Here is a 24,043-nt window from a genome sequence, read left to right as displayed (position 1 = left end):
CAATTTATTTTATTATTCTTAACTTTAAGCTTAAACTAACGCCTCTTTCATGTTTAAACTTGAGATAGTTTCTCGCTGGGTTATCTTTGCTATAGATTTCTTTCTTTGTTTAATCGCATTACTATTAGCAAAAATAGTGCGGCATAATTTTATTTTTCAAGAGATTGATATACTAGCCTTATATAAATCAATTTTAATTTATTCAGTAGTTAATGTAATTGTATTTTCTAGTGTAAGAACATTTACTGGTATTGTTCGATATACTAGTATTCAAGATTCATTCCGGATATTTTTTGCAGTTTTATTTAGCTCTTTTCTCATATTTCTAGTCCACTCGATATTTGTTTTATATGGATGGAAAAACTTTATTATTAACACCACCATTATTATTCAGGCACTTTTTAGCTTTTTGTTTTTGATTATTTATAGAGTATTAATTAAATACTTCTTCATGTATCTTAAAAATGCTAAACTTAATAAAACTCGCGTATTAATTTATGGTGCAGGTGAGGCTGGTGTAGCCACTAAGCGTACATTTGATCATGATGTAAAATTGAACAAAAACATCATTGGATTTATAGACGATGACTTGCGAAAGGTCGGTAAAACCATAGATGGAATTCAAATTATGGATGCAAGTAAATTAGCCTACTTGATTACTAACCACGAAGTAGACGAATTAATTTTCACTGTTCATTCCATTAGTCCTGAGCAAAAGGACAAAGTTATTGATATTTGTTTAACGCATAAAGTAAATATATTGAATATCCCGTTACCTGAAATTTGGGAAAAAGGAGAACTTACATTAGCACAATTGCAACAGGTACAAATTGAAGATTTGTTGGAACAAACAACTATTGAAGTCAATGCCAATGCAATTAATGATCAAATAAAAGGAAAAAGAATTGTGATTACTGGTGCTGCTGGTTCTATAGGAAGCGAACTAGTAAGGCAATTGTTAAAATTTGAACCAGATCTACTTATTTTATGTGATCAAAATGAAACGGCATTACATCATATTTACTTAGAACTAGAAGAATTATCTACAAGTCGTTCTTTTCACGCTTTTATTGGTGATATAAAAGATGCCGCCAGGATGGAGCAGCTTTTTGACACTTACAAACCTCACATTATTTACCATATTGCAGGATATAAGCATATTTCCTTAATGGAAGATAATGCTTCGGAAGCTATAAAAACTAACGTTTTAGGCACTAAGATACTTGCAGATAAGGCAGTAAAACATGGTGTTCAAAGGTTCATCATGATTTCTACGGATAAAGCAGTAAATCCAACAAACATAATGGGTGCTTCTAAGCGGATTGCGGAGCTTTATGTACAATCCTTAAATAGCTCTTTGCATAGTGTCAATCATATTTTTAGTAATGGCTTAAGTTTTATTAATGAATTAAAAGTTAGGCCAATAACCAAATTTACGACAATTAGGTTTGGAAATGTTTTAGGTTCGAATGGTTCTATTATTCCTCGTTTTAAAGAGCAAATTGAGAGGGGTGGACCAGTTACTATTACACATCCAGAAATGACACGTCATTTTATACCAAACCACGAAGCGTGTAAGTTGATTTTAGAAGCAGGAACTATTGGTGCTGGAGGTGAAGTTTTTATATTTGACATGGGCAAATCAGTAAAAATTCTCGATCTCGCAAAGAAAATGATTCGTATTGCGGGATTTGTGCCTGATCAAGACATCAAAATGCACTATTCTGGATTAAGACCGGGAGAGAAATTATACGAAGAATTGTTTCCTAATTCAGAAAGTACACTTCCTACTACACATAATAAAATTAGGGTTCTTAATTCAAAGCCAATGGTATTTAATGAGATAGAACAACAAGTTTATGAATTATTGATACATGCAACTGCAAATAATAATATTCAACTTGGATTGCAAATGAAAAAAATGGTTCCTGAATTTAAGCGTATAAATGTGGTGTACGAAAAACTATAATGATTTTATTTTAAGCTAAATTGGCAAGATTCTTGCATATAGGGCACTTGGTTAGGTATTAAAATTGAGTTAATATTTATATATTTATACTTAACTTTACGAAAATTAATCTTATAAGGTTTGTTTACTAAAATTAATATTGTTCCTCGGTGGATTATCTTTTTACTAGATTTAGTCATCTGTACTTTTTCTCTAGTATGTGCCTATAGTTTAAGACAAAATCTAGATATTAGCGCCATTGATATTCCTGAATTATATAGAAATATTTTAATTTTAGGTTTTATCAATAGTGCTGTTTTTTTAAATGTAAAAACCTATACAGGCATTGTAAGATATACTAGTGCACAAGACTCTTTCAGAATTCTATTTTCAGTTCTGGTCGCAAATGGCACCTTTTTCGTAATTAATCTCTTCTTTATCTCTTTTTTGCAAGATTCACTTGTTTCAAATGCAATATTAGTTACAAATGGTTTAGCAAGTTTTCTATTTTTAATTACCTATCGGGTAATGATCAAGTACTTTTTCTTATACATTAAAAATCTAAATTTAGATAAAAGAAAAGTTATTATTTATGGCGCAGGTGAGGCCGGACTAGCAACTAAACGTACTTTTGACCATGATGGAAAAGTGAATAAAACCATAATGGCCTTTGTGGATGATGATGAACGCAAAGTAGGTAAGACGATAGATGGTATTAAAATTATTGCTGCTGAAAAATTAGAATCCCTTATTAAGGAACATGAATTGGACGAATTAATTTTTGCTTCTTACAGTATTCCAATTGAAAGGAAAAATCAAATTGTAGATGTTTGTTTAGAAAACGAAGTGGTGGTGCTCAATATACCACCTGCAGATGTTTGGGCAGGCGGGAAACTACATACTACACAAATCCAAAATATCAATATAGAAGATTTGTTAAATAGAAAGTCTATTCAAATTGATATTGAATCTATACAAAATCAATTACAAGATAAAAGAATATTAATAACTGGTGCTGCTGGCTCTATAGGCAGTGAGGTGGTTAGACAGTTGCTAAAATTTGAGACAGGTTTAATCCTTCTTTGTGATCAATCTGAAACAGCTTTACATCACATTTATTTGGAGCTAGAAGAGTCGCATGCAAATACGAACTTTCATGCTTTTGTTGGGGATGTAAGAGATGAAAAAAGGATGAACCACCTTTTTGAAACCTATAAACCACATTACGTGTACCATGCTGCTGCTTATAAACACGTGCCTTTAATGGAGGATAATCCATCTGAGGCAATTAAAACAAATGTTTTAGGGACAAAGACTATTGCAGATTTAGCCGTAAAACATGGAGTGCAAAAATTCGTGATGATTTCTACGGATAAAGCGGTAAACCCTACCAATGTAATGGGTGCATCTAAACGTATTGCAGAAATTTATGTTCAATCGCTTAACAATTCGCTAAGTACAGATCAATTTATTTTTAGCAATGGATTGAGTTACATTAACGACTTAAGCGTAAAACCGATTACTAAATTTATTACCACCAGGTTTGGAAATGTATTAGGATCAAACGGTTCTGTTATCCCTCGTTTTAAACAACAAATAGAAAAAGGCGGGCCAGTTACAGTAACTCACCCAGAAATTACCCGTTATTTCATGACCATTCCAGAAGCTTGTCGCTTAGTTTTAGAAGCAGGTTGCATGGGCAAAGGCGGTGAAATATTCATATTTGATATGGGTAAATCTGTAAAAATAGTAGAGTTAGCTAAGAAAATGATTAGACTGGCAGGACTAGTGCCAAACCAAGATATACGAATTCAATATTCTGGATTAAGGCCAGGTGAGAAATTATTTGAGGAATTATTGAACGATAATGAAAATACTATGCCTACTCATCATGAAAAAATCATGATTGGAAAAGTGCGTGAATATGTTTTTTCAGAAATTGAACAACAGATATATAAACTTTTAGATCATGCCAAGAGAAATGATGACCGACAAGTTGTAATGGCTATGAAAGATTTGGTAAGAGAATACAAAAGCAAGAATTCTATTTTTGAAGAGCTAGATCATCAAGTCTAAGTTTAATTAACTACCACCTATTATTATGAAAAAACATATACTCGGACTGCTTCTGGTCTTTGCAACTTTTTATGCCTCGGCTCAACAAATCATTCCTTATAGTTATAATCAGTATCAGCGTTTAAATCGTTCTTTATATAGCTTAGATACTAGATTTCATACTTCTTTAAAACCAGTTATTGGTGATGACACAACGGTTACCCGCCAATTAGATTCTCTATTGCTAATTGGTACAGATCAAACCCGTAACTCTTGGGTAACACGTAAGTTATTTAATGAGCATTTAGTAGAAATTAATAAAGAAGATTACAGTGTTTATATTGATTTTCTACCCGATTTTCAAATTGGAAGAGATTTTAGTCATGAAATTACAACCTGGCTCAACACACGTGGTTATCAAATTGGGGGTACGATTGGTAAGAAATTTTCTTTTTACAGTAGTGGTTTTGAAAACCAAGCTAGGTTTAATAACTACCTCACAAATTATATCGATGCTAAAAATGTCATTCCGGGAATGGTAAATGACAGAAATAAAACCGGTGTATTTACTAACAATAAGGATTGGGCATATGCTACTGCTGTGTTAAATTATACTGCCAATAAGTATTTTACTTTTACTTTAGGCCATGATAAAAATTTTATAGGAGATGGATATAGGTCATTGCTATTGTCCGATATTTCTGCTGCCTATCCTTTCTTCAAAGTTACAGGAACATTAGGCAATGTAAAATATATGGCAATGTGGTCTCAATTTCAAGATCCTAACAATCCTGTATTAGATCCCTCCGATCCGCAAGGGTTATATGACCACGGCTTTAAAAGGAAATGGGGTGCATTTCATTATCTAGATTGGAATGTTAATAATCGATTATCGTTAGGATTTTTTGATTCGATTATTTGGCAAGACACCGATGCTTCTGGGAAAAGAGGGCTTGACATTTCTTACTTAAATCCAATTATATTTTTAAGAACGATAGAAGGCATGAATGGTTCTTTGGACAATGCCCTAATTGGATTGACAGCAAAGTATAAATTGTTTAGTAATGGAACTATTTATGGACAATTAGCTCTCGATGAATTTACAGCAAAAGAGGTATTTAAAGGCAATGGTTATTGGGCCAATAAGTCTGCAATTCAGCTTGGCCTAAAAGGATTCGATGCGTTCAAAGTAGCGAATTTAAATTACTTAGTCGAGTTTAATACCGCGAGGCCATTTACTTATACTCAACGTACATCTCTCTTAAATTATGGGAATTATGCGGAGGCTTTGGCTCATCCGATGGGTGCTAATTTCAAGGAGTTCTTAACAATTTGGAATTATCAATTAGGACGCTGGGGATTTTATGGACAAGGTAATTATGCGCAATATGGCTTAAATCAGAACGGAGAAAATTTCGGTAAAGACATTAATGAATCTTACCTTACTCGTAAGCAGGATTATGGTTATCAAACCGCTGGTGGGTTAAAAACAAATTTTTATTACCTAGATGGTCGTATTTCTTATTTACTTAACCCGAAATATAATTTAAGATTTGAATTGGGTGGGATATTAAGAACAGAGAAAAATAGTTTAGGTACCGACAGAACAACTCAAATCACCTTTGGCTTAAGAAGTACATTCAGGAATATTTATCAAGATTTTTAATACTCAGAATAGTTACTTAATTTGCGCACAAAAACATCTTCATCTATTAAATCTTTCCACTTGTAATTATCTTTTGGGAAGTAGGTGGAGAATGTTAAGCCGGAATAATATTTTATGGGTTACCAAGATCACAATTGTAGGGTATGTGGTTCTGATTTTCATTATCAAGTACCACGAGGATTTTTTTTGAAAAACGTATTGGGCTTTTTGCCAATTCGCATATACTGGTGTCCTAGATGCATTAAGAACAGATATGTATTGGTTAATAGGAATAGGAAACTCTAGAAAAAAGAGTTTCCTGTTCCTTAGTGAAATTTAAGCGTGGTTATTTAAATAATCTTTATAAGCCATTGCTAAACCATCTTTTAGTTCTATTTGATGTTTCCAACCCAAAGCATGTAATTTAGAAACATCCATTAATTTTCTAGGTGTTCCATCAGGTTTGGTACTATCAAATGTTAAATCTCCTTCAAACCCAATTACCTCTTGTATTAATATTGCTAAGTTTTCAATAGTTAGATCTTCACCTGTACCTACATTTATCAGGTTTGGTTCATTATAGGTTTGCATTAGAAAATAACAAGCATCCGCTAAATCATCTGCAAATAGAAATTCACGCATCGGTTTGCCAGATCCCCAAATAACAACTTTGTTTTCACCAGATTTTTTAGCCTCATCAAACTTTCTAATTAAGGCGGGAAGTACATGTGAGTTTTGCGGATGATAATTGTCATTGTAGCCATATAAATTGGTTGGCATTACAGAGATAAAATTACATCCATATTGAGCACGATAAGCATCGCACATCTTTATACCTGCTATTTTAGCTATTGCATAGGGTTCATTGGTTTCTTCTAATAAGCCCGTTAACAGATAGTCTTCTTTCAAGGGCTGTGGTGCTAATTTAGGATAAATGCAACTTGAGCCTAAGAACATTAATTTTTTAACACCTGTTAAATAAGATTGATGAATAACATTATTTTGTATGGCTAAATTCTCATACAAAAAGTCTGCACGGTAGGTGTTGTTCGCAATAATTCCCCCAACCTTTGCTGCAGCTAAGAAAACATATTCTGGTTTTTCAATACTAAAGAAATCAGCAACTTTTTGCTGATTTCTTAAATCTAATTCATCTGAAGTCTTGGTAATAAGGTTTGTAAACCCTTCTTTTTGCAGCTTACGATAAATGGCAGAACCAACCATGCCTCTATGACCAGCAACGTATATTTTTGAATTTTTTTCCATTAATGTTTAAGTTATTACTGAGATTTTGGCTTTGCTATGAGTGATAATATTCTACTTAAGAAGCCATTGTTTTAGTTGTACGACTTACAGCTATTTTTTTCACGGCAGTTACGATTGCATTTTTATCATAATTGCACAATGTCCAAAGCTCTGGCTGTTCTCCATGCTCTATGAATTCATCTGGTATACCAAGTCTTACTACATTTGCTGTATATTTATGATCAGCCATAAACTCCAAAATGGCACTACCCATTCCTCCCTGTAAACAACCATCTTCTATAGTGATGATATTTGTATATCTTGTAAATACATCATGTAGTAAGGCAGCATCTAAGGGTTTTACAAAACGCAGATCGTAATGTGCAGGATGAATGCCTACTGTGCCTAATTCTTGGCAAGCTTCTACTGCAAAATTCCCTACATGCCCAATCGATAATATAGCAACATCCTCTCCATCACAAATTTTACGCCCCTTGCCAACTTCTAATGCCTTAAAAGGACGTTTCCAATCTGGCATCATTCCATTTCCACGAGGATAGCGAATAGTAAATGGCCCCATGTTTTCTTGTTGTGCAGTAAACATCAGGTTACGCAATTCCTCTTCATTCATAGGAGATGCCACAACCATATTAGGGATACAACGCATGTAAGCTAAGTCGTAAGCGCCATGGTGTGTTGCCCCATCAGCACCTGCTAAACCAGCTCTATCTAAACAAAATACTACATTTAAGTTTTGTATCGCAACATCATGAATAACTTGATCATAAGCTCTTTGCATAAAACTAGAATAGATGTTGCAAAAAGGAACTAAGCCTTGGGTAGCTAATCCCGCTGAGAAAGTAACGGCATGTTGTTCGGCAATACCTACATCGAATGCACGATCAGGCATAGCCTTCATCATGATATTTAATGATGAACCTGAAGGCATAGCAGGAGTAATACCTACAATCTTTTTGTTGGTTTCAGCTAGCTCAACCATAGTATGTCCAAATACATCTTGGTATTTTGGTGCTTGAGGTTTATCTGAGACAGATTTTTTAATTTCTCCGGTAATTTTATCAAAAAGACCTGGTGCATGCCATTTTGTTTGATCTTTTTCCGCCAATGCGAAACCCTTACCTTTTACCGTTACACAGTGCAGCAGCTTAGGGCCAGGAATAGCTGATAAATCTTTTATAACAGCAGCTAAACGTTTTACATCATGACCGTCAACTGGACCAAAATATCTAAAATTTAGTGCTTCGAATAGATTGCTTTGTCTAAGTAAAGTACCTTTAATACTCTTTTCTATTTTCTTAACGTATTTATGCGCATTTGGCCCAAGCTCAGAAAGTTTCGCTAATACATTAGATACATCATCGCGAAAACGATTATATGATTTAGACGTGGTGATACTAGTTAAGTATTCTTTAAGTGCGCCTACATTTGGATCGATAGACATACAATTATCATTCAATATAACTAAGAGATTTGAATTTTCTATACCTGCATGATTTAAACCTTCAAATGCTAAACCTGCTGTCATTGCTCCATCACCAATTACAGCTACATGTTGCCTATCTTTTTCTCCCTTATAATGAGATGCAACTGCCATACCTAAAGCGGCAGAAATTGAAGTTGAAGAGTGGCCAACGCCAAAAGTATCATATTCGCTTTCGCTGATTTTTGGAAAACCACTTATGCCATTTATAATACGATTGGTATGAAATTGATCTCTTCTTCCTGTTAAGATTTTGTGGCCATAAGCCTGATGCCCAACATCCCAAACTAGTTTGTCGTAGGGTGTGTTTAATGCATAATGTAAGGCAACCGTTAATTCTACTACACCTAAACTTGCTCCAAAATGTCCGCCATTCACACTTACAACATCAATAATATATTGACGTAATTCTTGACAAATTTGCTCTAAGTCTTGTTCACTATATTGCTTTAGATCAGCAGGATAGTTGATCGTAGATAATAAGGCTCCGGTTTTGATTTCCATGCACTATTTTAAAAGTACAAATTACGGTATTTTGTTTAATACTTTTATCAAGAATCGTCTCAAATTCGCATCAATATTGTCTTATTGTACTTTATGGCGCAGAATTAATATTTAATGTCGCTATTATTAGCTGTTAGCACATCTAATTTATTGCTGTTAATGCTGAAAATAGCAGCATTAAAGAGAGCTAAAAGGTATTCAATATCCCTCCTTGAATTCAGCAATAATTTAGTATTTTTACCAAAAATACATTCCCATAATGAAACGAGATACTTTAATTTTTGACTTGATTGATAGAGAATTAGACAGACAAGAGCACGGCCTTGAGCTAATTGCATCAGAAAACTTTGTGAGCAAACAGGTGCTGGAAGCCGCAGGTTCGGTATTAACTAATAAGTACGCTGAAGGCTTACCAGGTAAACGCTATTATGGCGGTTGTCAGGTGGTAGATGAGATAGAGAACTTGGCTATTGAAAGAGCAAAAGAACTTTTCGGTGCAGCATGGGTAAATGTACAACCTCACTCTGGCGCACAAGCAAACGCAGCGGTTATGTTAGCTGTTATTCAACCGGGAGATAAAATTTTAGGATTTGATCTTTCTCATGGTGGACACTTAACGCATGGTTCTCCTGTAAACTTTTCAGGTAAACTATATCAACCACATTTTTATGGGGTTAAAAAAGAAGATGGTTTAATCGACTATGCTAAATTAGAGGAAGTAGCTTTAGCAGAAAAACCAAAGTTAATTATTTGTGGTGCATCAGCTTATTCAAGAGAATGGGATTACGCATTCATTCGTAAAGTAGCAGATCAAATTGGTGCTTTGGTTTTGGCAGATATTTCTCATCCAGCTGGCTTTATTGCAAAAGGGTTGTTAGCAAATCCACTTCCTCATTGTCACATTGTAACGACTACCACACACAAAACTTTACGTGGTCCACGTGGTGGAATGATTATGATGGGTAAAGATTTTGAAAACCCATGGGGATTAAAAACACCAAAAGGTGAAATAAAAATGATGTCAGCCTTGCTGGATATGGCTGTTTTTCCAGGTACACAAGGTGGGCCATTAGAGCATATTATTGCTGCTAAAGCAATCGCGTTTGGCGAAGCCTTATCTGATGAGTATTTAACTTATATTAAGCAAGTTGGCGCAAATGCACAAGCTATGGCAAAGGCTTTTGTAGCAAAAGGATATGGTATTATTTCTGGTGGTACCGATAATCATTTGATGTTAATTGACCTTCGTAATAAAAACATCACGGGTAAATTAGCGGAGAAAGCATTAGAAAATGCAGACATCACCGTAAATAAAAATATGGTTCCATTTGATGATAAATCTCCATTTGTAACTTCTGGCATGCGTGTAGGTACTGCAGCAATTACTAGTAGAGGTTTTAAAGAGAGTGAAATGGAACAGATTGTAGATTTGATTGATCAAGTTTTAACTCAGCCAGAAGATGAAAGTAATCTTCGACAAGTAAGAGAAAAAGTATTAGCTTTAGTTAATCGATTCCCGCTATATAAATAAATCTCTTATTAAGTATGTTTACTAATCCTATTTCTCCCGAAGATGAGGAACAACGCCTAAAGGCTTTGTATTCTTATGATATTTTGGGAGATGGATTAGCGAATGAACTGGATAATTTGGTAAAATTAGCAGCGCAAATTGCTAACGTGCCCATGGCTTACGTAGCATTTGTAGATAGGGATGCAATTGTTCTGCGCTCTGCAATTGGTATAGATTCTGAGTATAAAAAGCTACCAAGGGAGATGGCAATCTGCCAGCATACAATGATGTACGATCACATTTTTGTAGTGCCAGATGTGACTTTGGAACCAGAGCTTTCAAATAATCCTAAATATTCCCACATACAGAACATCCGTTTTTATGCCAGCGCCCCTTTAAAAGATGCTGAAGGTTTTGCATTAGGCTGTTTGTGTTTACTAGATTATGAATCTAGGCAGTTAAACGAAAATCAACTTGAAGCATTACAGACCTTAGCGGTTCAAGTGGTAGCGCAATTGGCATTAAAAAGGAAAAATTTGCAATTAGAAGCGCAAACTAAACGCTTTGATGAGTTTGTTGGTATTTTTACTGCTTCACCAGAAATCCATTGCATCTTAGATAGGTCTGGAGCGATACTTTTTATTAATGATGCAGTTACTTCTATGCTTGGCTATACGGTAGAAGAGGTGATTGGCCATAGTATGTGGAGTTATTGTTATCGTGAGGATATTGATAAAACAGTTTACGCTATTGAAAAAGGACTAAAAGACAAAAGTAAACAGTTCAACATTGATTTTCGATTGGTAAGTAAAAGTGGTCAGGTAAGATGGATTGGCTGGGGAATGGTGTTCAAAGATGACCGTTGGTATTCTTATGGAAGAGATATTACTGAACAAAAAAAGGTTGAGAGTGAGCTAACCCAGCTTTCCTTTGTAGCTAGTAAAGTAAATAATGGTGTTGTTATTAATGATGCCAATAACAATGTAACTTGGATTAATGATGCTTTTGAAAAAATCACGGGATTTAACCTTGAAGATTTAAAAGGCAAACCATTAGGAGATTTAATAAGTGGCCCTGATACTGATTGGTCATTGATAGAAAATGCTAGAGCGCTCACTCAAAAAAAACAATCTTTTACTGTTGATATTTTAGCTTATCGAAAAGATAAGGAACCTATTTGGCTATCCATATACAACACTGTTGTATTAGATGATGAAGGTAAAGTAGAAACTGAGGTTGAAATTATTATTGATATCACCGAAAAGAAAAAAGCAGAAGAGGAACTACAAATTTTATCATTAGTTGCTAGTAAAACTAATACTGGTGTAACTATAGCTAATGAAAACGGAGAAATTACCTGGGTAAATGAAGCGTTGGAGCAACTGATAGGATATTCTTTGCAAGAACTTTCAGGAAAAATGTTAGGCGATGTCTTATCAACTGCAGATACGGACAAGGAGTTAATTGCTCAAGCTAGGGAGAAAGCCGCTAATAAACAAGCTTATACCATAGAAGTGCTAGCCCATAAAAAGGATGGCATGCCTATCTGGCTTTCTGTTGCTAATACGCCAATTATTAATGCAATGGGTCAGTTAGAACGACAAGTCGAGCTCATTTATGATATTACCCAACGCAAGCAGGTAGAAAGAGAGATGGTGGAGGCTCGAGAACAAGCTTTGCAATTAAGCGAAGCAAAGGAAATGTTTCTTTCTGTAATGAGCCATGAAATTAGGACACCTTTAAATGCTGTAATTGGAATGACCCATTTGCTATTGGATAATCACCCTAAAGCATCACAAATTGACGATCTGAATATTCTTAAATTTTCTGGTGAAAATCTACTGAATATTATTAATGATATACTTGATTTTACCAAAATTGAAACGGGTAATCTGCAATTGGAAACTATTCCATTTGATTTACATACTTTATGCGTAGATATTACTAACTCTTTACAGGTAAGTGCCGGCAAAAAAGGCAATTTGCTTACCTTAACTTACGATGATAGGGTGCCAGAACAATTGTTAGGCGATAAAACTAGATTATATCAAGTAATTGTAAATCTATTAGGTAACGCAATTAAATTTACAGATAAGGGTAAAATAGATCTTAAAGTAAAACTAAAATATAATAACATTGATTCTTGTTTGATTTGTTTTGAGATTAAGGATAATGGAATTGGTATTCCTAAAGATAAGCAATCATATATTTTTGAAACTTTTACGCAGGCAGGATCAGATATTTCTAGAAAATATGGAGGAACGGGTTTAGGTCTTGCCATTACCAAAAGATTATTAAAGCTGCATAATTCAGAAATTAAAGTAGAGAGTACAGAAGGTAAAGGAACGCTATTTTCATTTGCTATTGATTTTAAGAAAATATCAGATTCTGTTGTAGTTCCAACACTTATAGCTAAACCAAGCGCATTTACAGGTAAAAAAATACTAGTAGTTGATGATAATGAAGTGAACATCTTAATTGCAAAAAGATTTTTAAGTAAGTGGGGATTAATAATTGATTTTGCAACTAACGGAGAAGAGGCAATTAATAAAATTGTAAATAATATTTACGATTTAGTATTTATGGATATCAGAATGCCAGGAATTGATGGCTTTGATACCACTCGTATTATTCGAGAAATTTCTGGTGATTATTATAAAAAACTCCCAATTATTGCATTAACTGCTTCAACACTGCATAATGAGAATATGAAGTTCAAAGAGTCGGGTATGAATGGACATATCTTGAAACCATTTAATCCCGAAGAAATTAAGGAAGTTTTGGCAATTTACTTGAAAAAGTAAAGGGCCGGTATTTCTTGACGAAATACCGACCCTTACCATCTAAATTAACGCTCTCGAAATAATAAACGCAAGCGAATACTAATTGTTTTAAAAAAGTTTATAATTTTTTAATTATTTTCATAACAGCCTAAATCAGAAGGGAATATTCTTGATTTATTATTTAGGTCTTTGTGTAAGTATGTATTGAAATAATCATCTGAACTCAGGTTAAATCCCTTGTTGTTGGCTGGGCTAACTTTATTTAGTTTAAAATTACCCATTTCAGGATTTGCAAATGATGGATCCATATTTAAAATATTTCCATTAGTACCATAAGTCGTAGTAGAAACTTTTAACAAATTATTTTTTACCATGATTAAAACCGTTGTCTTCGCATCTTTTTTATCAATTGTAAATTCATCAGCCAAATTCCCCCAAATAATATTGTTGTAAAGTTCTGCTGTAAGATTAGCAGATTGTGTATTGCTAATGTAATCTGATAAATAAACTGCTGCGGTCTTTCTAGGAAAATTGAGGTTATAACCCGCAAAAGTGTTTTGCTTTAAATTATATACACCACCACCAACGCCATATAACAAGTACTGTCCACAATTAAAAAAAAGGTTATTAAAAGCTGTCAACTCTGTTTGATAACCTAAAAAGCCAACTACCTCCATGTTTTTAATAATACTATTGGTTAATAGTAATTTAGGTTTGTTATTCTCTGAGAGTGAATCTACAGTAATTCCAGCAATACCGTTTTTAATAATCGCATAATTGATTTGAGAGTTTTTACTTTCTGGATAAAAATGAAGCCCATTCCATTGGCCTGTTTCATCCATATATAACTTTTCTAATCGATCGCTAGCAAACAAAATACTATCTGCTTTAGTGCCAACCGCTGTTAAAGTACCTTTTACGCTCATGGTAGAATTTCCATGGAAAAGGATTCTTGTGCCAGGCGCTATTGTTAAATTAGCGTCTTTGGCTACAGTTACAGATTTATAAATTAAGTATGGCAATTTGCTATTCCATGTAGTATTAGTAGATATGGTGCCGCTATTTATGAAATTGGCATTTTGTCCGTAAGCCACCAAAGGGATGCTTTGTTTTTTGCCATTAAAATAAAATAAGATTGAATCTTGTACTATAAAAGGTAAACTTTGGTTAGTAGGATTAATATTAACTTTTACAAAGACGTTAATCGAATCGTTCCCATTTACTTTTAAATCGCTAGTTTCTGAAGTTGCTAACCCATTAATATTTAAACTAAACGCAGAAGAAATACCACCGCTTAATTTGATGTTATTGATATTAATTGCTTTAGGGTTTGGGTTGTATACTTTTAATCGTCTAGTACTAGAACCAATAGAGGTAAAAACGGTATCAAATAAGACACTATCTATTGAAAAATTAACTTTAGCGTCTAAATCAAAAGTAACATCCTCATCCTTATTGCAAGCAGCAAAAAAGAGACTAAGAACAATACCTAGAAATAGTAATTTTAAACGCATAATTATTTTGCAAATGCAATTGCTGCTATACTTAATTTTTTAATTCCCGCTGTTAATAATGCATTACCGCAGGCTTCTAACGTTGCTCCAGTAGTAATTACATCATCCACTAACAAAACGTGTAGGTTTTCTATTTGTTTTGCCTGATGAATCTCAAAAACCGACTGCATATTCTCGTAACGTACATATCTCGATTTTTTAGTCTGACTATCTGTAGATTTACCACGTAACAAATGATTAGGGCTCATTGGAATATCCAAAACTTCTGCAATTCCTTTAGCAATAAATTCACTTTGATTATAGCCCCTTAATCTTTCTTTTTTTGGATGTAGTGGAACAGGAATAATTAAATCGATATCATTATATACGCTATTTAATTTTAATCTTTCTCCTAAAAGATGGCCTAATCTTACACCAACTTCAGTTTGTCCCTTGTATTTTAGACTATGCATCAAATTTTGAACATTTGTGCCCTTTCTAAAATAAAGCATAGCCATAGCTGCATTGCAGGGTAATCGACCCCATAATTGTTTAGCAACCGAATTATCGTTGTATAAATGATAGTCTGTATAAGGTAAATCGTACAAGCATTTTATGCAAATTTCCTTTTCTCCGTAATATAGATGCGTACCACAGGCATTACACAACTCTGGAAAAAGTAATCCAATTATGTCTGTGGCTAAACGTTTTACAGCTATCATAATTCAATTTAGTAAAAAATAATAGAGAATGGAAAATAGAAGTAAAAGAATGGAAAGATAGGTCTTCGACAAGCTCAGACTGGCAATTGCTTATTGGAAACTAAAAATTAACTTTCGGCAGTTTCCTTAACCGCTAATTGTCCACAAGCTGCATCAATATCTTTACCGCGGCTACGCCTGATGTTTGTATTGACACCATGGTTGCGCAAATACGCGGCAAAAGCATCAATTTTATCGCCTTCTGCATTAATGAAATCTGCAAATTGAATAGGATTATATTCGATGAGATTTACTTTACAAGGCACATGTTTGCAAAACTTAACTAATTCCATTGCATCTTGAATTTCATCATTAAAATTATTGAAAACGATGTATTCGTAAGTAACTGGATTTTTAGTTTTTTGGAAATAATATTTAAGTGCTTCAGCCAATGCTTTTAAGGAATTATGCTCAGTTATTGGCATAATTTCATGACGTTTTACATCGTTTGCCGCATGTAGAGAAAGCGCTAAATTGAACTTTACGCCATCATCGCCTAGTTTTTTTATCATTTTGGCAATACCAGCAGTAGAAACGGTAATCCGTTTATAACTCATGTTTAAACAGTCTGGCGACGTAATTCGTTCAATTGATTTAAGTACATTCGCATAATTCAATAAAGGCTCACCCATACCCATGTACACAATGTTTGTGAGTGGAATATTGTAATTTTTTTTCGCCTGTTGATCTATTAAAACAACCTGATCGTAAATTTCATCAGCGTTTAGATTCCGCTTGCGATCCATATAACCTGTTGCACAAAATTTACAGGTTAAGCTACAGCCAACTTGCGAACTCACACAAGCTGTCATGCGTTCTTCTGTAGGAATTAAAACACCTTCAACTATGTTGCCGTCGTATAAACGAAATGCATTTTTAATAGTATGATCGTTACTAAATTGAGCGCTGTTTATTTCAACAACGTTGATGGAATAATTATCATCTAGCTTTTTGCGAAGATCTTTTGACAGATTACTCATTTCTTCAAAACTTCTGGCAGATTTCTCCCAAAGCCATTGATAGACTTGTTTTGCTCGGTAAGCAGGCTCCTTCATTTCCAAGAAATGTTGTTGCAAACTTGGCAAATCCAACGAACGAATATCTATTTTTTTAGTGCTCAGCATTAAGTGCAAAGGTAATTATTTTTGTGTTATGAGTTAGGGATCGAATGTGATGAGTATTAATTTCAATTATAAAATGACTTTATATACAGACATTTAACTCAGCTTATAAAGCTCGACCTATTTCCTTTTAGGGCTACGCGTTTTTGCGCCAGGCGCACCAGATTTTCCATTTGATGGACGAGTTGGTCTTTTACTAGGGCCGGACTTAAACCAATCGCTACTATTTGCATTACCTTTAAATGAGCTATTCCCTTTAGAATCTCCTTTAGGTTTTGATGAGCCACGAGTTTTCTCTTTAGCAAAGCGTTGTGCAGGTTTTTCTTCTTTTTCTGCTGCTGATTTTTTAGTAACTCTTTTTGGTACAACTGGTTTTTCAGAACTAGATTTAGCGACTAATTTGAATATTTCAGTTTGTTCTTCTTCAGTTAATTCTCTCCAGTCGCCTACAGCTAAACCTTTAAGTGTAATATTCATAATGCGTGTTCTTTCCAACTTCGTTACTTCGAAGCCGAAATATTCACACATCCTACGAATTTGACGGTTTAGACCTTGTATCAATGTAATTTTAAAAATGAAAGAACTCTCTTTTGTTACTTTACATTTTTTAGTCATCACACCCAACACTGGAACACCTTTACTCATTCCTTCAATAAATTGATCGGTTAAAGGTTTATTTACAGTTACGATGTATTCTTTCTCGTGATTATTACCAGCACGTAAAATCTTATTAACTAAATCTCCATTATTGGTTAAAAATATTAATCCTTGAGAATCCTTATCTAATCTTCCAATAGGAAAAACACGCTCACTATGGTTTACATGATCAACAATGTTTCCTTTAACATTAGCTTCTGTAGTGCTGGTGATGCCAACAGGTTTGTTATATGCTAAAAGAATAGAGTTCTCTGCTTGTTTAGGCTCAATGGTATTGCCATTAACACTTACTATATCGCCAAAAAACACCTTATCGCCTACTTTGGCTTTACGACCGTTAATAAAAACTTGACCTTGCTCAATATACCTATCAGCGGCTCTTCTTGAGCATAAACCGCTTTCGCTAATGTATTTGTTTAACCGTGTTGTAGAATCAGACATTGAGTAGAATTAGTAATTTAACTACAAAGTTAACATTTTAACACATCTATAGAGTACAACCAGATAGAAACATAGGCCCATCGTTATAAATCTGATGTGCCTATGTGAAAATGGTTTAAAAATTTTGATCGTCGGCGGTTGGTCCATAACTGGAAGGAACAGGGATATTTAATAAACGGAAATAAACTCCTAATTGTGCTCTGTGGTGAGTTGTTTGACTAAATGCAATGCGAATAATTCCATATTTATCCATATCACTCAAAATTTGTTCACCATTACGCAAAACCCATCTTTTGATTAAATCTTCTTCTTTTGCTTTCGCCAATTCTTCTTTTGCGCCCTCATAACTTTTTTCAAATATTGCTAGCAACTCATCATTATTGTTTACTACAATTGGTTCGTAGGGGGCGGTGGCAAAATCTAACTCATCGGTTGTTAAACCTAAGCTTATCCAACTAGGCAACTCTGCAATATGAGTTGACAGTGGCATCATTTTCATGCTTTTTTCATGTGGAGCCCATTGTGCTTTATCAAATGGAACCAACGCTAAAAATTTACGAGTAGTTTGCGCTTCGCTTTCTAATTCTTTTAATAAAAATTCAATAATATTCATAATTTCTCTGTTTTATAGAACAAAGAAAAGTAGAGCGACTGACAACCCTATGGCAGTGTGAAAAAAGAAATTAAAAAATATTAATAATTAACAGGCAGTAGTTTCATATAGTCGTTTAAAGACATATGCGCAGCTCTTCTGAAAGGAATTTCAGTGCAATGTATATTGATCATATTATTTAGTTTAAAATCGCGATACTCATTTCTTAAATGGCACCAGGCAATTAAATGCCAACTAAACGCATAAAAAATTAATCCAATTGGTTCGATCTCCCTTTTGCTAATTTCTTCTTTGTTATTCTTATAGCTAATCTCGATAATACATTTTGCTGAAATTGCATTTTGCAACACTGATAAATAATCGAAATTATTAGTTAATCTTTCAGGTAACTGCAATTTTATGTTTTCATTTAAAAGCTCTAATTTTTCTTTTTGCGAAGTACGAAGTACAGTTTTAACCTTGTTTAATGCTGTTGTATAATGTTGTGTGATTGATTTATCGGCGAAACCCTCTAAAAAGCGTTCCATTAATAATAATGCATTTGCTTCATCCGAATTAAAGGAAATAGGGGGTAAAAAATAACCTTGCACAATAAAATATCCTTTGGCTTGCTCAAAACTTAAAGGAATTCCTTGTTCACCAAGCGCTTTCATATCCCTATAAACTGTACGCACACTAATGTTAAATTGACTAGCAATTTTTTCGGCAGTAACGTATTTTCTTGATTGCAAGAGTATTAAAATTCCAAAAAGTCTGTCAATTCGGTTCATCAATATTAGCTAATTTATCAATTGGCAAATTAGCTAATTATAGCGTAATTTGTTGCATGTATATCTCGGCAAATGTAGTTTATCCTGTAAGTAGTGCGCCTCTTAAAAATGGTGTAATTAAACTTAATGAAGATGGTCGTATTGTTGCTGTTTTAACGCAAGAAGAAGCGAATGGCATTGAAAATATTCAGCATTATGATGGTATTTTAGTGCCAGGTTTTGTTAATACGCATTGCCATTTAGAATTATCGCATTTGCGCCACAAAATTGCCGAAAAAACTGGATTGATTTCGTTTATTAAACAAATATTAAGTTTACGACAACAGCCAGAACAAGAAATTATTTCAGCAATGCAAAACGCTGATGAAGAAATGTACGAGAATGGAATTGTAGCTGTTGGAGATATTTCAAACTTGTTAATTTCTAAAGCTGTTAAATTAAATAGTAAAATTTATTATCACACATTTGTGGAAGTATTTGGATTTAATCGACCATCGGAACCAATTATAGAACAAGGATTGAGTTTAAAAGGAGATTTTGCGCCATTAAAGGCTTCAATTGTTCCACATGCACCATATTCCGTTTCTAGTTCGCTTTTTAATGAAATAGAAAAAGTAACACATGCCGAGGATATTTTAAGCATTCACAATCAAGAAACGAATGGAGAAAATGAACTTTTTGAAAAGGGAATTGGAAAATTCGCCGATTTTTTTGCCGAACTCGGGATAGCACAAAGTGATGCACATAATTCTGGCAAAAATTCTTTAAGTTATCACTTGCCCCAGCTTTCAACAAAAGTAAATACATTATTGGTTCACAATACATTTAGTAGCAAAGCTGATGTAGATTTTGCCCAAAAGAAACATCAAAAACTGTATTGGTGTTTATGTCCGAATGCTAATATTTATATTGAAAACACATTGCCTGATGTTAATTTATTAAAGGCTGAGAACTTAAAAATCACCTTAGGAACAGATAGTTTAGCGAGCAATCATCAGTTAAATATTTTGACCGAAATGCAAACTTTACAAGAACGTAAAAATGTTCCATTTGAAGAATTGCTAAAATGGGCAACATTAAATGGTGCAGAATTTTTAGGGATTGAAAAGCAATATGGAAGCTTGGAAGTGGGCAAAAAGCCTGGTATAGTTTTAATCATCAATGCTGAAAACAGAATTATTAATAAAGAAACAACTATAAAACGTTTATTTTAGCAAAATGGCTAATCGCATTACCACTCTTTTTAACATAAAATATCCAATTATTCAGGCTGGTATGGTTTGGTGCAGCGGTTGGAAATTAGCCGCAGCAGTTTCTAATGCTGGCGGTTTGGGCATTATTGGAGCAGGTTCTATGTATCCAGAAGTTTTGCGCAAGCATATTCAAAAATGTAAGCTTGCTACGTCAAATCCTTTTGCCGTAAATGTGCCGTTGCTTTATCCAAATGTTCAAGAAATTATGAATATTTTGGTTGAAGAGGGTGTTAAGATTGTGTTTACTTCAGCGGGTAATCCAGCAACGTGGACTTCATTTTTAAAGGGTAAAGGCATAATAGTAGTTCATGTAATTGCTAATACTAAATTTGCTTTAAAGGCACAAGAATGTGGAGTGGATGCCATAGTAGCCGAAGGTTTTGAAGCTGGCGGGCACAATGGAAGAGAAGAAACCACAACTTTATGTTTAATCCCGATGATAAAAACGGCAGTTAAAATTCCTGTAATTGCTGCGGGTGGTATTGGTAGTGGAAAAGCGATGTTGGCAGCTTTTGCATTAGGAGCGGATGCTGTTCAGATAGGTTCGGCTTTTGCTGTTGCCGAAGAATCATCAGCACACCCTAACTTTAAAGAAAAAATTATTGCTTCTGCCGAAGGCGATACCAAATTACGAATGAAAAAATTGGTGCCTGTTCGCTTACTTAAAAATGAATTTGCAGATGTTGTTGCACAAGCTGAGGCGCAAGGTGCAACGACCGAAAAATTAATTGAACTGTTAGGTAGAGCAAGAGCAAAATTAGGCATGTTTGAAGGTGATATGGAGCAGGGTGAATTGGAAATTGGACAAGTATCAGCAATGCTGGATGAAATAAAACCTGCTGCAGATATTTTACAGGAGATTTGGAATGAGTTTTTAGTAGAGAAAGAAAAATTGAGTGAAATGGATTTTAATTCATAAAAATGAATACAAAAATAATAATGTCTCTAAGTGCTATTGTAATGGCAATTGTAGGTTTAACTTGTTCTTTTATGCCAGATGAAATTTTAACCTATTTTAGCCTTCCTAATGCTGTAGGTCTTTCATTAATTATTCAGATTTTAGGCGCTATCTATTTGGGTTTTGCATTTTTAAATTGGATGGCGAAATCAAATTTAATTGGTGGTATTTATAGTAAGCCAATTGCTATTGGAAATTTTATGCATTACATGATGGCCAGTTTAACGATGCTTAAATTTTTTATGGCGCACCCAGATTTAAAGTTAATTCTTATTCCACTTATTATATATGCGATATTTGCATTCGTATTTGGGAAAATAACTTTTGGTAGTCCAATTTAATAGATTATGGTTTTAAAAAGAATATTAGCCGCAATAACGGTGATTTTGGTAATAATTGCCATTATTTTGGTAAACAAAAGAGCTAAAAATCAAGTTACAAACGGCAAGGCAAAAACGGAAATCGAATTAAATAAGTAGAATAAATGAAACACATCAATATTATTGTAACTGGTAAGGTGCAAGGCGTTTTTTTTAGGGCAAGCACAAAAGCTGTAGCAGATCAGATGGGGGTAAAGGGCTTGGTAAAAAATGAAAAAGATGGATCAGTTTATATTGAAGCAGAGGCAGATGAAACTACATTAGAGGTATTTGTAGATTGGTGCAAAGAAGGACCAGATAAAGCTAAAGTAGAAAATGTGCAAGTTCTAGATGGAGAACTTAAAAATTATCGCAACTTTGAAGTTGTAAAAAAGAACTTACTTTGGTAAGTGCATAACAGCTTGAATGTTACAGCTACTACCTAACAAAAAATCAAAAATTTAATCAAGAGTAAATTGTCTGTATATAAAAAATTTCTTGGGCAAACAGCTGTCTACGGCATTAGTACCGTGCTTTCTCGACTATTCAATTTTATTTTAACTCCAATTTACACAAAAGTATATGCTAAAAGTACGTATGGTATTTTTACTAATATGTATGCAAATGCATCGTTAATTAATGCTGTTTTGGCGTTTGGTATGGAAAGTACTTACTTTCGTTATTTGAATAAATTCGAAGATAAAAAGCAAGAAGTTTATAACAATTCGTTTTTGTGCATTGCATTTATCTCTACTCTTTTTCTTATTACGGGATTAATTTTCTCCACATCTATTGCAACATATTTAGCTGGAAAACCAAGTGAACTTGCAGATTATAAAATCTACGTAAGCTTTTTCTTATGGATTTTATTTATTGATGCCATTTGTGTAATTCCATTTGCAAAACTGCGGGCAGATGAAAAAGCTGTAAGTTATAGTATCGCTAAATTTTTAAATATTGGTTGTTTTGTGGGCTTTAATCTTGTATTTATTTTTTTGGTGCCGGCAATAATCAAACATCATTGGTTTGGGGCAGAATGGCTGGCTTCATGGTACCGCGAAAAATGGATTGGATATGTTTTCCTCTCCAATTTAATTGCCAGTTTAGCTACTTTTATTTATTTGTTGCCAGAGTTTTTAAAATTACAGTTCAAGTTCGATAAAAAATTGTTTGGCACCATGTATTCGTACAGTTGGCCAATATTGGTAGCCAATTTGTCGTTTATTGTGAATGAAAATCTAGATAAAATTGTGCTAAAGAAACTATTGCCTATTGATATTGCCGATGGAGAAGTCGGTATTTATGGAGCCGTATGTAAAATAGCTATTTTCTTAAGCATATTTATTACCGCATTTAGACTTGGAGCAGAACCTTTTTTCTTTAGTCATGCTAAAAATGAAAACGCAAAAAAAACTTACGCTACCATTCTACATTATTTTGTAATTGCATTAGCCATAATTTTTATTGGATTAGTTGCCAATATCGATATCCTTAAGTTCTTCATTAGTAGGGATGCAAAGCATTTAGCCGAATATTGGGTTGGTTTGCCCGCAATACCTTATTTGCTTTTCGGTTATGTTTGTTTAGGTATTTACATGAACCTTTCTGTGTGGTATCGTTTATCAGATCAAACCCGGTTTGGGCTATATATTTCCGTTGCAGGAGCTGCAATAACTATTGTATTAAATATTATCCTTATCCCAAAATATAGCTATATGGGTTCTGCTTGGGTAAGTATGTTGGCCTATTTTGTAATGATGGTTTTATCGTATGTATTGGGACAAAAATATTATCCAATTCCATATAATTTGAAAAGAATTTTAACCTACCTCATTATTTCAACTGCAATGGTATTCTCCTCATTTTTTATGTTTAACCATAATATTTACATTGGTAACGCCATGCTGATGGCCTTTATAATAGGAGTTTTTTATTTTGAAAAAGACGATTTAAAGAGAATATTGAAAAGAAACTAAACTATGCAAATCAAAATCATCAATCACTCTACACACCCTTTACCTGCTTATGAAACTGCTCATGCTGCAGGTATGGATTTAAGAGCTTTTACGCCAGAACAAATCACGATTAAACCTTTGCAACGTCTTTTAATTCCAACAGGTTTGCACATAGAACTACCCATTGGCTACGAAGCGCAAATTAGGCCGCGTAGCGGATTAGCATTTAAACATGGAATTGGAATTGTAAATTCTCCAGGAACAATTGATGCTGATTATCGTGGAGAGATTAAAGTGTTGTTGGTAAATTTATCAGATACAGATTTTGTAATTAATGATGGTGATAGAATTGCACAAATGGTCATTGCAAAGCATGAAACCATTAGTTGGGAAACTGTAGAAGAATTAAGTGATACGGCTCGTGGTGCGGGAGGATATGGTCACACAGGGAAGTAATTTTCAGTTGGCAGT

19 protein-coding genes are annotated in these 24,043 nt (G+C 34.0%); 11 read left to right on the top strand and 8 right to left on the bottom strand.

Annotation, left to right across the window (positions count from 1 at the left end; genetic code table 11):
• The first annotated feature begins 49 nt into the window (after positions 1–49).
• The 3 genes from HQN85_RS13350 to HQN85_RS13340 all read left to right on the top strand — a co-directional run bounded on the left by HQN85_RS13350 (position 50) and on the right by HQN85_RS13340 (position 5,669).
• Positions 50–1,969, top strand: coding sequence for a polysaccharide biosynthesis protein (locus HQN85_RS13350; RefSeq protein WP_173273047.1), 1,920 nt, complete (start codon positions 50–52; stop codon positions 1,967–1,969).
• 120 nt (positions 1,970–2,089) lie between these two features.
• Positions 2,090–4,024 carry a polysaccharide biosynthesis protein gene (locus HQN85_RS13345; protein ID WP_173273045.1) on the top strand — a complete coding sequence of 645 codons (1,935 nt, stop codon included), beginning with the start codon at positions 2,090–2,092 and terminating at the stop codon, positions 4,022–4,024.
• 25 nt (positions 4,025–4,049) lie between these two features.
• Positions 4,050–5,669: a gliding motility protein RemB gene (locus tag HQN85_RS13340; RefSeq protein ID WP_173273043.1), complete on the top strand. Its 1,620-nt coding sequence runs from the start codon at positions 4,050–4,052 to the stop codon at positions 5,667–5,669.
• Positions 5,670–5,984: 315 nt separating this feature from the next.
• Here the strand turns inward: HQN85_RS13340 and fcl are convergent, their stop codons facing one another.
• The gene (gene fcl / locus HQN85_RS13335) at positions 5,985–6,914 is read right to left on the bottom strand and encodes a GDP-L-fucose synthase (RefSeq protein WP_173273041.1); all 930 of its coding nucleotides are present in this window, start codon (positions 6,912–6,914) and stop codon (positions 5,985–5,987) included.
• A 55-nt stretch (positions 6,915–6,969) separates the two neighbouring features.
• Positions 6,970–8,898: a 1-deoxy-D-xylulose-5-phosphate synthase gene (gene dxs / locus HQN85_RS13330; protein WP_173273039.1), complete on the bottom strand. Its 1,929-nt coding sequence runs from the start codon at positions 8,896–8,898 to the stop codon at positions 6,970–6,972.
• Positions 8,899–9,157: 259 nt separating this feature from the next.
• Between dxs and glyA the strand changes: the two genes are divergently transcribed.
• Complete coding sequence (gene glyA, locus HQN85_RS13325; protein ID WP_173273037.1) at positions 9,158–10,429, top strand: serine hydroxymethyltransferase; 1,272 nt, start codon at positions 9,158–9,160, stop codon at positions 10,427–10,429.
• Positions 10,430–10,443: 14 nt separating this feature from the next.
• Positions 10,444–13,212: a PAS domain S-box protein gene (locus HQN85_RS13320; protein ID WP_173273035.1), complete on the top strand. Its 2,769-nt coding sequence runs from the start codon at positions 10,444–10,446 to the stop codon at positions 13,210–13,212.
• Positions 13,213–13,319: 107 nt separating this feature from the next.
• Here HQN85_RS13320 and HQN85_RS13315 read toward each other — a convergent pair whose 3' ends face one another.
• The 6 genes from HQN85_RS13315 to HQN85_RS13290 form a co-directional block, all read right to left on the bottom strand.
• Positions 13,320–14,705, bottom strand: a complete 1,386-nt coding sequence (locus tag HQN85_RS13315) for a Clp protease/crotonase-like domain-containing protein (RefSeq protein ID WP_173273033.1) — start codon at positions 14,703–14,705, stop codon at positions 13,320–13,322.
• A 2-nt stretch (positions 14,706–14,707) separates the two neighbouring features.
• Complete coding sequence (locus HQN85_RS13310; protein ID WP_173273031.1) at positions 14,708–15,406, bottom strand: ComF family protein; 699 nt, start codon at positions 15,404–15,406, stop codon at positions 14,708–14,710.
• 107 nt (positions 15,407–15,513) lie between these two features.
• A complete protein-coding gene (rlmN, locus tag HQN85_RS13305; RefSeq protein ID WP_173273029.1) occupies positions 15,514–16,569 on the bottom strand; it encodes a 23S rRNA (adenine(2503)-C(2))-methyltransferase RlmN in 1,056 nt (351 codons plus the stop codon).
• Positions 16,570–16,686: 117 nt separating this feature from the next.
• Complete coding sequence (gene rluF / locus HQN85_RS13300) at positions 16,687–17,664, bottom strand: 23S rRNA pseudouridine(2604) synthase RluF (protein WP_173273027.1); 978 nt, start codon at positions 17,662–17,664, stop codon at positions 16,687–16,689.
• Positions 17,665–17,779: 115 nt separating this feature from the next.
• Positions 17,780–18,277, bottom strand: coding sequence for a DinB family protein (locus tag HQN85_RS13295; RefSeq protein WP_173273025.1), 498 nt, complete (start codon positions 18,275–18,277; stop codon positions 17,780–17,782).
• A gap of 80 nt (positions 18,278–18,357) precedes the next feature.
• The gene (locus HQN85_RS13290) at positions 18,358–19,047 is read right to left on the bottom strand and encodes a helix-turn-helix transcriptional regulator (protein WP_173273023.1); all 690 of its coding nucleotides are present in this window, start codon (positions 19,045–19,047) and stop codon (positions 18,358–18,360) included.
• A gap of 56 nt (positions 19,048–19,103) precedes the next feature.
• On the opposite strand from HQN85_RS13290, the gene HQN85_RS13285 reads away from it, so the two are divergent.
• From HQN85_RS13285 to dut, 6 genes are all read left to right on the top strand, one after another.
• The gene (locus HQN85_RS13285; RefSeq protein WP_173273021.1) at positions 19,104–20,261 is read left to right on the top strand and encodes an amidohydrolase family protein; all 1,158 of its coding nucleotides are present in this window, start codon (positions 19,104–19,106) and stop codon (positions 20,259–20,261) included.
• 4 nt (positions 20,262–20,265) lie between these two features.
• Positions 20,266–21,219: an NAD(P)H-dependent flavin oxidoreductase gene (locus HQN85_RS13280; protein ID WP_173273018.1), complete on the top strand. Its 954-nt coding sequence runs from the start codon at positions 20,266–20,268 to the stop codon at positions 21,217–21,219.
• Positions 21,220–21,221: 2 nt separating this feature from the next.
• Positions 21,222–21,599 (top strand): hypothetical protein, encoded by a 378-nt coding sequence (locus HQN85_RS13275; protein WP_173273016.1) that lies wholly within the window; start codon positions 21,222–21,224, stop codon positions 21,597–21,599.
• A gap of 143 nt (positions 21,600–21,742) precedes the next feature.
• Positions 21,743–22,027: an acylphosphatase gene (locus HQN85_RS13270; RefSeq protein ID WP_173273014.1), complete on the top strand. Its 285-nt coding sequence runs from the start codon at positions 21,743–21,745 to the stop codon at positions 22,025–22,027.
• Between the two features lie 66 nt (positions 22,028–22,093).
• A complete protein-coding gene (locus tag HQN85_RS13265) occupies positions 22,094–23,593 on the top strand; it encodes a lipopolysaccharide biosynthesis protein (RefSeq protein WP_173273012.1) in 1,500 nt (499 codons plus the stop codon).
• Positions 23,594–23,596: 3 nt separating this feature from the next.
• Positions 23,597–24,028 carry a dUTP diphosphatase gene (dut, locus tag HQN85_RS13260; RefSeq protein WP_173273010.1) on the top strand — a complete coding sequence of 144 codons (432 nt, stop codon included), beginning with the start codon at positions 23,597–23,599 and terminating at the stop codon, positions 24,026–24,028.
• Positions 24,029–24,043 lie beyond the last annotated feature (15 nt).

Source organism: Pedobacter boryungensis (assembly GCF_013204825.1).
Taxonomy (GTDB): domain Bacteria; phylum Bacteroidota; class Bacteroidia; order Sphingobacteriales; family Sphingobacteriaceae; genus Pedobacter; species Pedobacter boryungensis.
This window is presented reverse-complemented; position numbering and strand designations above follow the sequence as displayed.

What these genes read in the sequence shown, in the direction of transcription:
- fcl (WP_173273041.1), bottom strand. Translation starts at nt 6,914, where the DNA reads ATGGAAAAAAATTCAAAAATATACGTTGCTGGTCATAGAGGCATGGTT.
- HQN85_RS13350 (WP_173273047.1), top strand. Translation starts at nt 50, where the DNA reads ATGTTTAAACTTGAGATAGTTTCTCGCTGGGTTATCTTTGCTATAGAT.
- rluF (WP_173273027.1), bottom strand. Translation starts at nt 17,664, where the DNA reads ATGTCTGATTCTACAACACGGTTAAACAAATACATTAGCGAAAGCGGT.
- HQN85_RS13275 (WP_173273016.1), top strand. Translation starts at nt 21,222, where the DNA reads ATGAATACAAAAATAATAATGTCTCTAAGTGCTATTGTAATGGCAATT.
- glyA (WP_173273037.1), top strand. Translation starts at nt 9,158, where the DNA reads ATGAAACGAGATACTTTAATTTTTGACTTGATTGATAGAGAATTAGAC.
- HQN85_RS13290 (WP_173273023.1), bottom strand. Translation starts at nt 19,047, where the DNA reads ATGAACCGAATTGACAGACTTTTTGGAATTTTAATACTCTTGCAATCA.
- rlmN (WP_173273029.1), bottom strand. Translation starts at nt 16,569, where the DNA reads ATGCTGAGCACTAAAAAAATAGATATTCGTTCGTTGGATTTGCCAAGT.
- dxs (WP_173273039.1), bottom strand. Translation starts at nt 8,898, where the DNA reads ATGGAAATCAAAACCGGAGCCTTATTATCTACGATCAACTATCCTGCT.
- HQN85_RS13280 (WP_173273018.1), top strand. Translation starts at nt 20,266, where the DNA reads ATGGCTAATCGCATTACCACTCTTTTTAACATAAAATATCCAATTATT.
- HQN85_RS13295 (WP_173273025.1), bottom strand. Translation starts at nt 18,277, where the DNA reads ATGAATATTATTGAATTTTTATTAAAAGAATTAGAAAGCGAAGCGCAA.
- dut (WP_173273010.1), top strand. Translation starts at nt 23,597, where the DNA reads ATGCAAATCAAAATCATCAATCACTCTACACACCCTTTACCTGCTTAT.
- HQN85_RS13285 (WP_173273021.1), top strand. Translation starts at nt 19,104, where the DNA reads ATGTATATCTCGGCAAATGTAGTTTATCCTGTAAGTAGTGCGCCTCTT.
- HQN85_RS13340 (WP_173273043.1), top strand. Translation starts at nt 4,050, where the DNA reads ATGAAAAAACATATACTCGGACTGCTTCTGGTCTTTGCAACTTTTTAT.
- HQN85_RS13270 (WP_173273014.1), top strand. Translation starts at nt 21,743, where the DNA reads ATGAAACACATCAATATTATTGTAACTGGTAAGGTGCAAGGCGTTTTT.
- HQN85_RS13315 (WP_173273033.1), bottom strand. Translation starts at nt 14,705, where the DNA reads ATGCGTTTAAAATTACTATTTCTAGGTATTGTTCTTAGTCTCTTTTTT.
- HQN85_RS13320 (WP_173273035.1), top strand. Translation starts at nt 10,444, where the DNA reads ATGTTTACTAATCCTATTTCTCCCGAAGATGAGGAACAACGCCTAAAG.
- HQN85_RS13310 (WP_173273031.1), bottom strand. Translation starts at nt 15,406, where the DNA reads ATGATAGCTGTAAAACGTTTAGCCACAGACATAATTGGATTACTTTTT.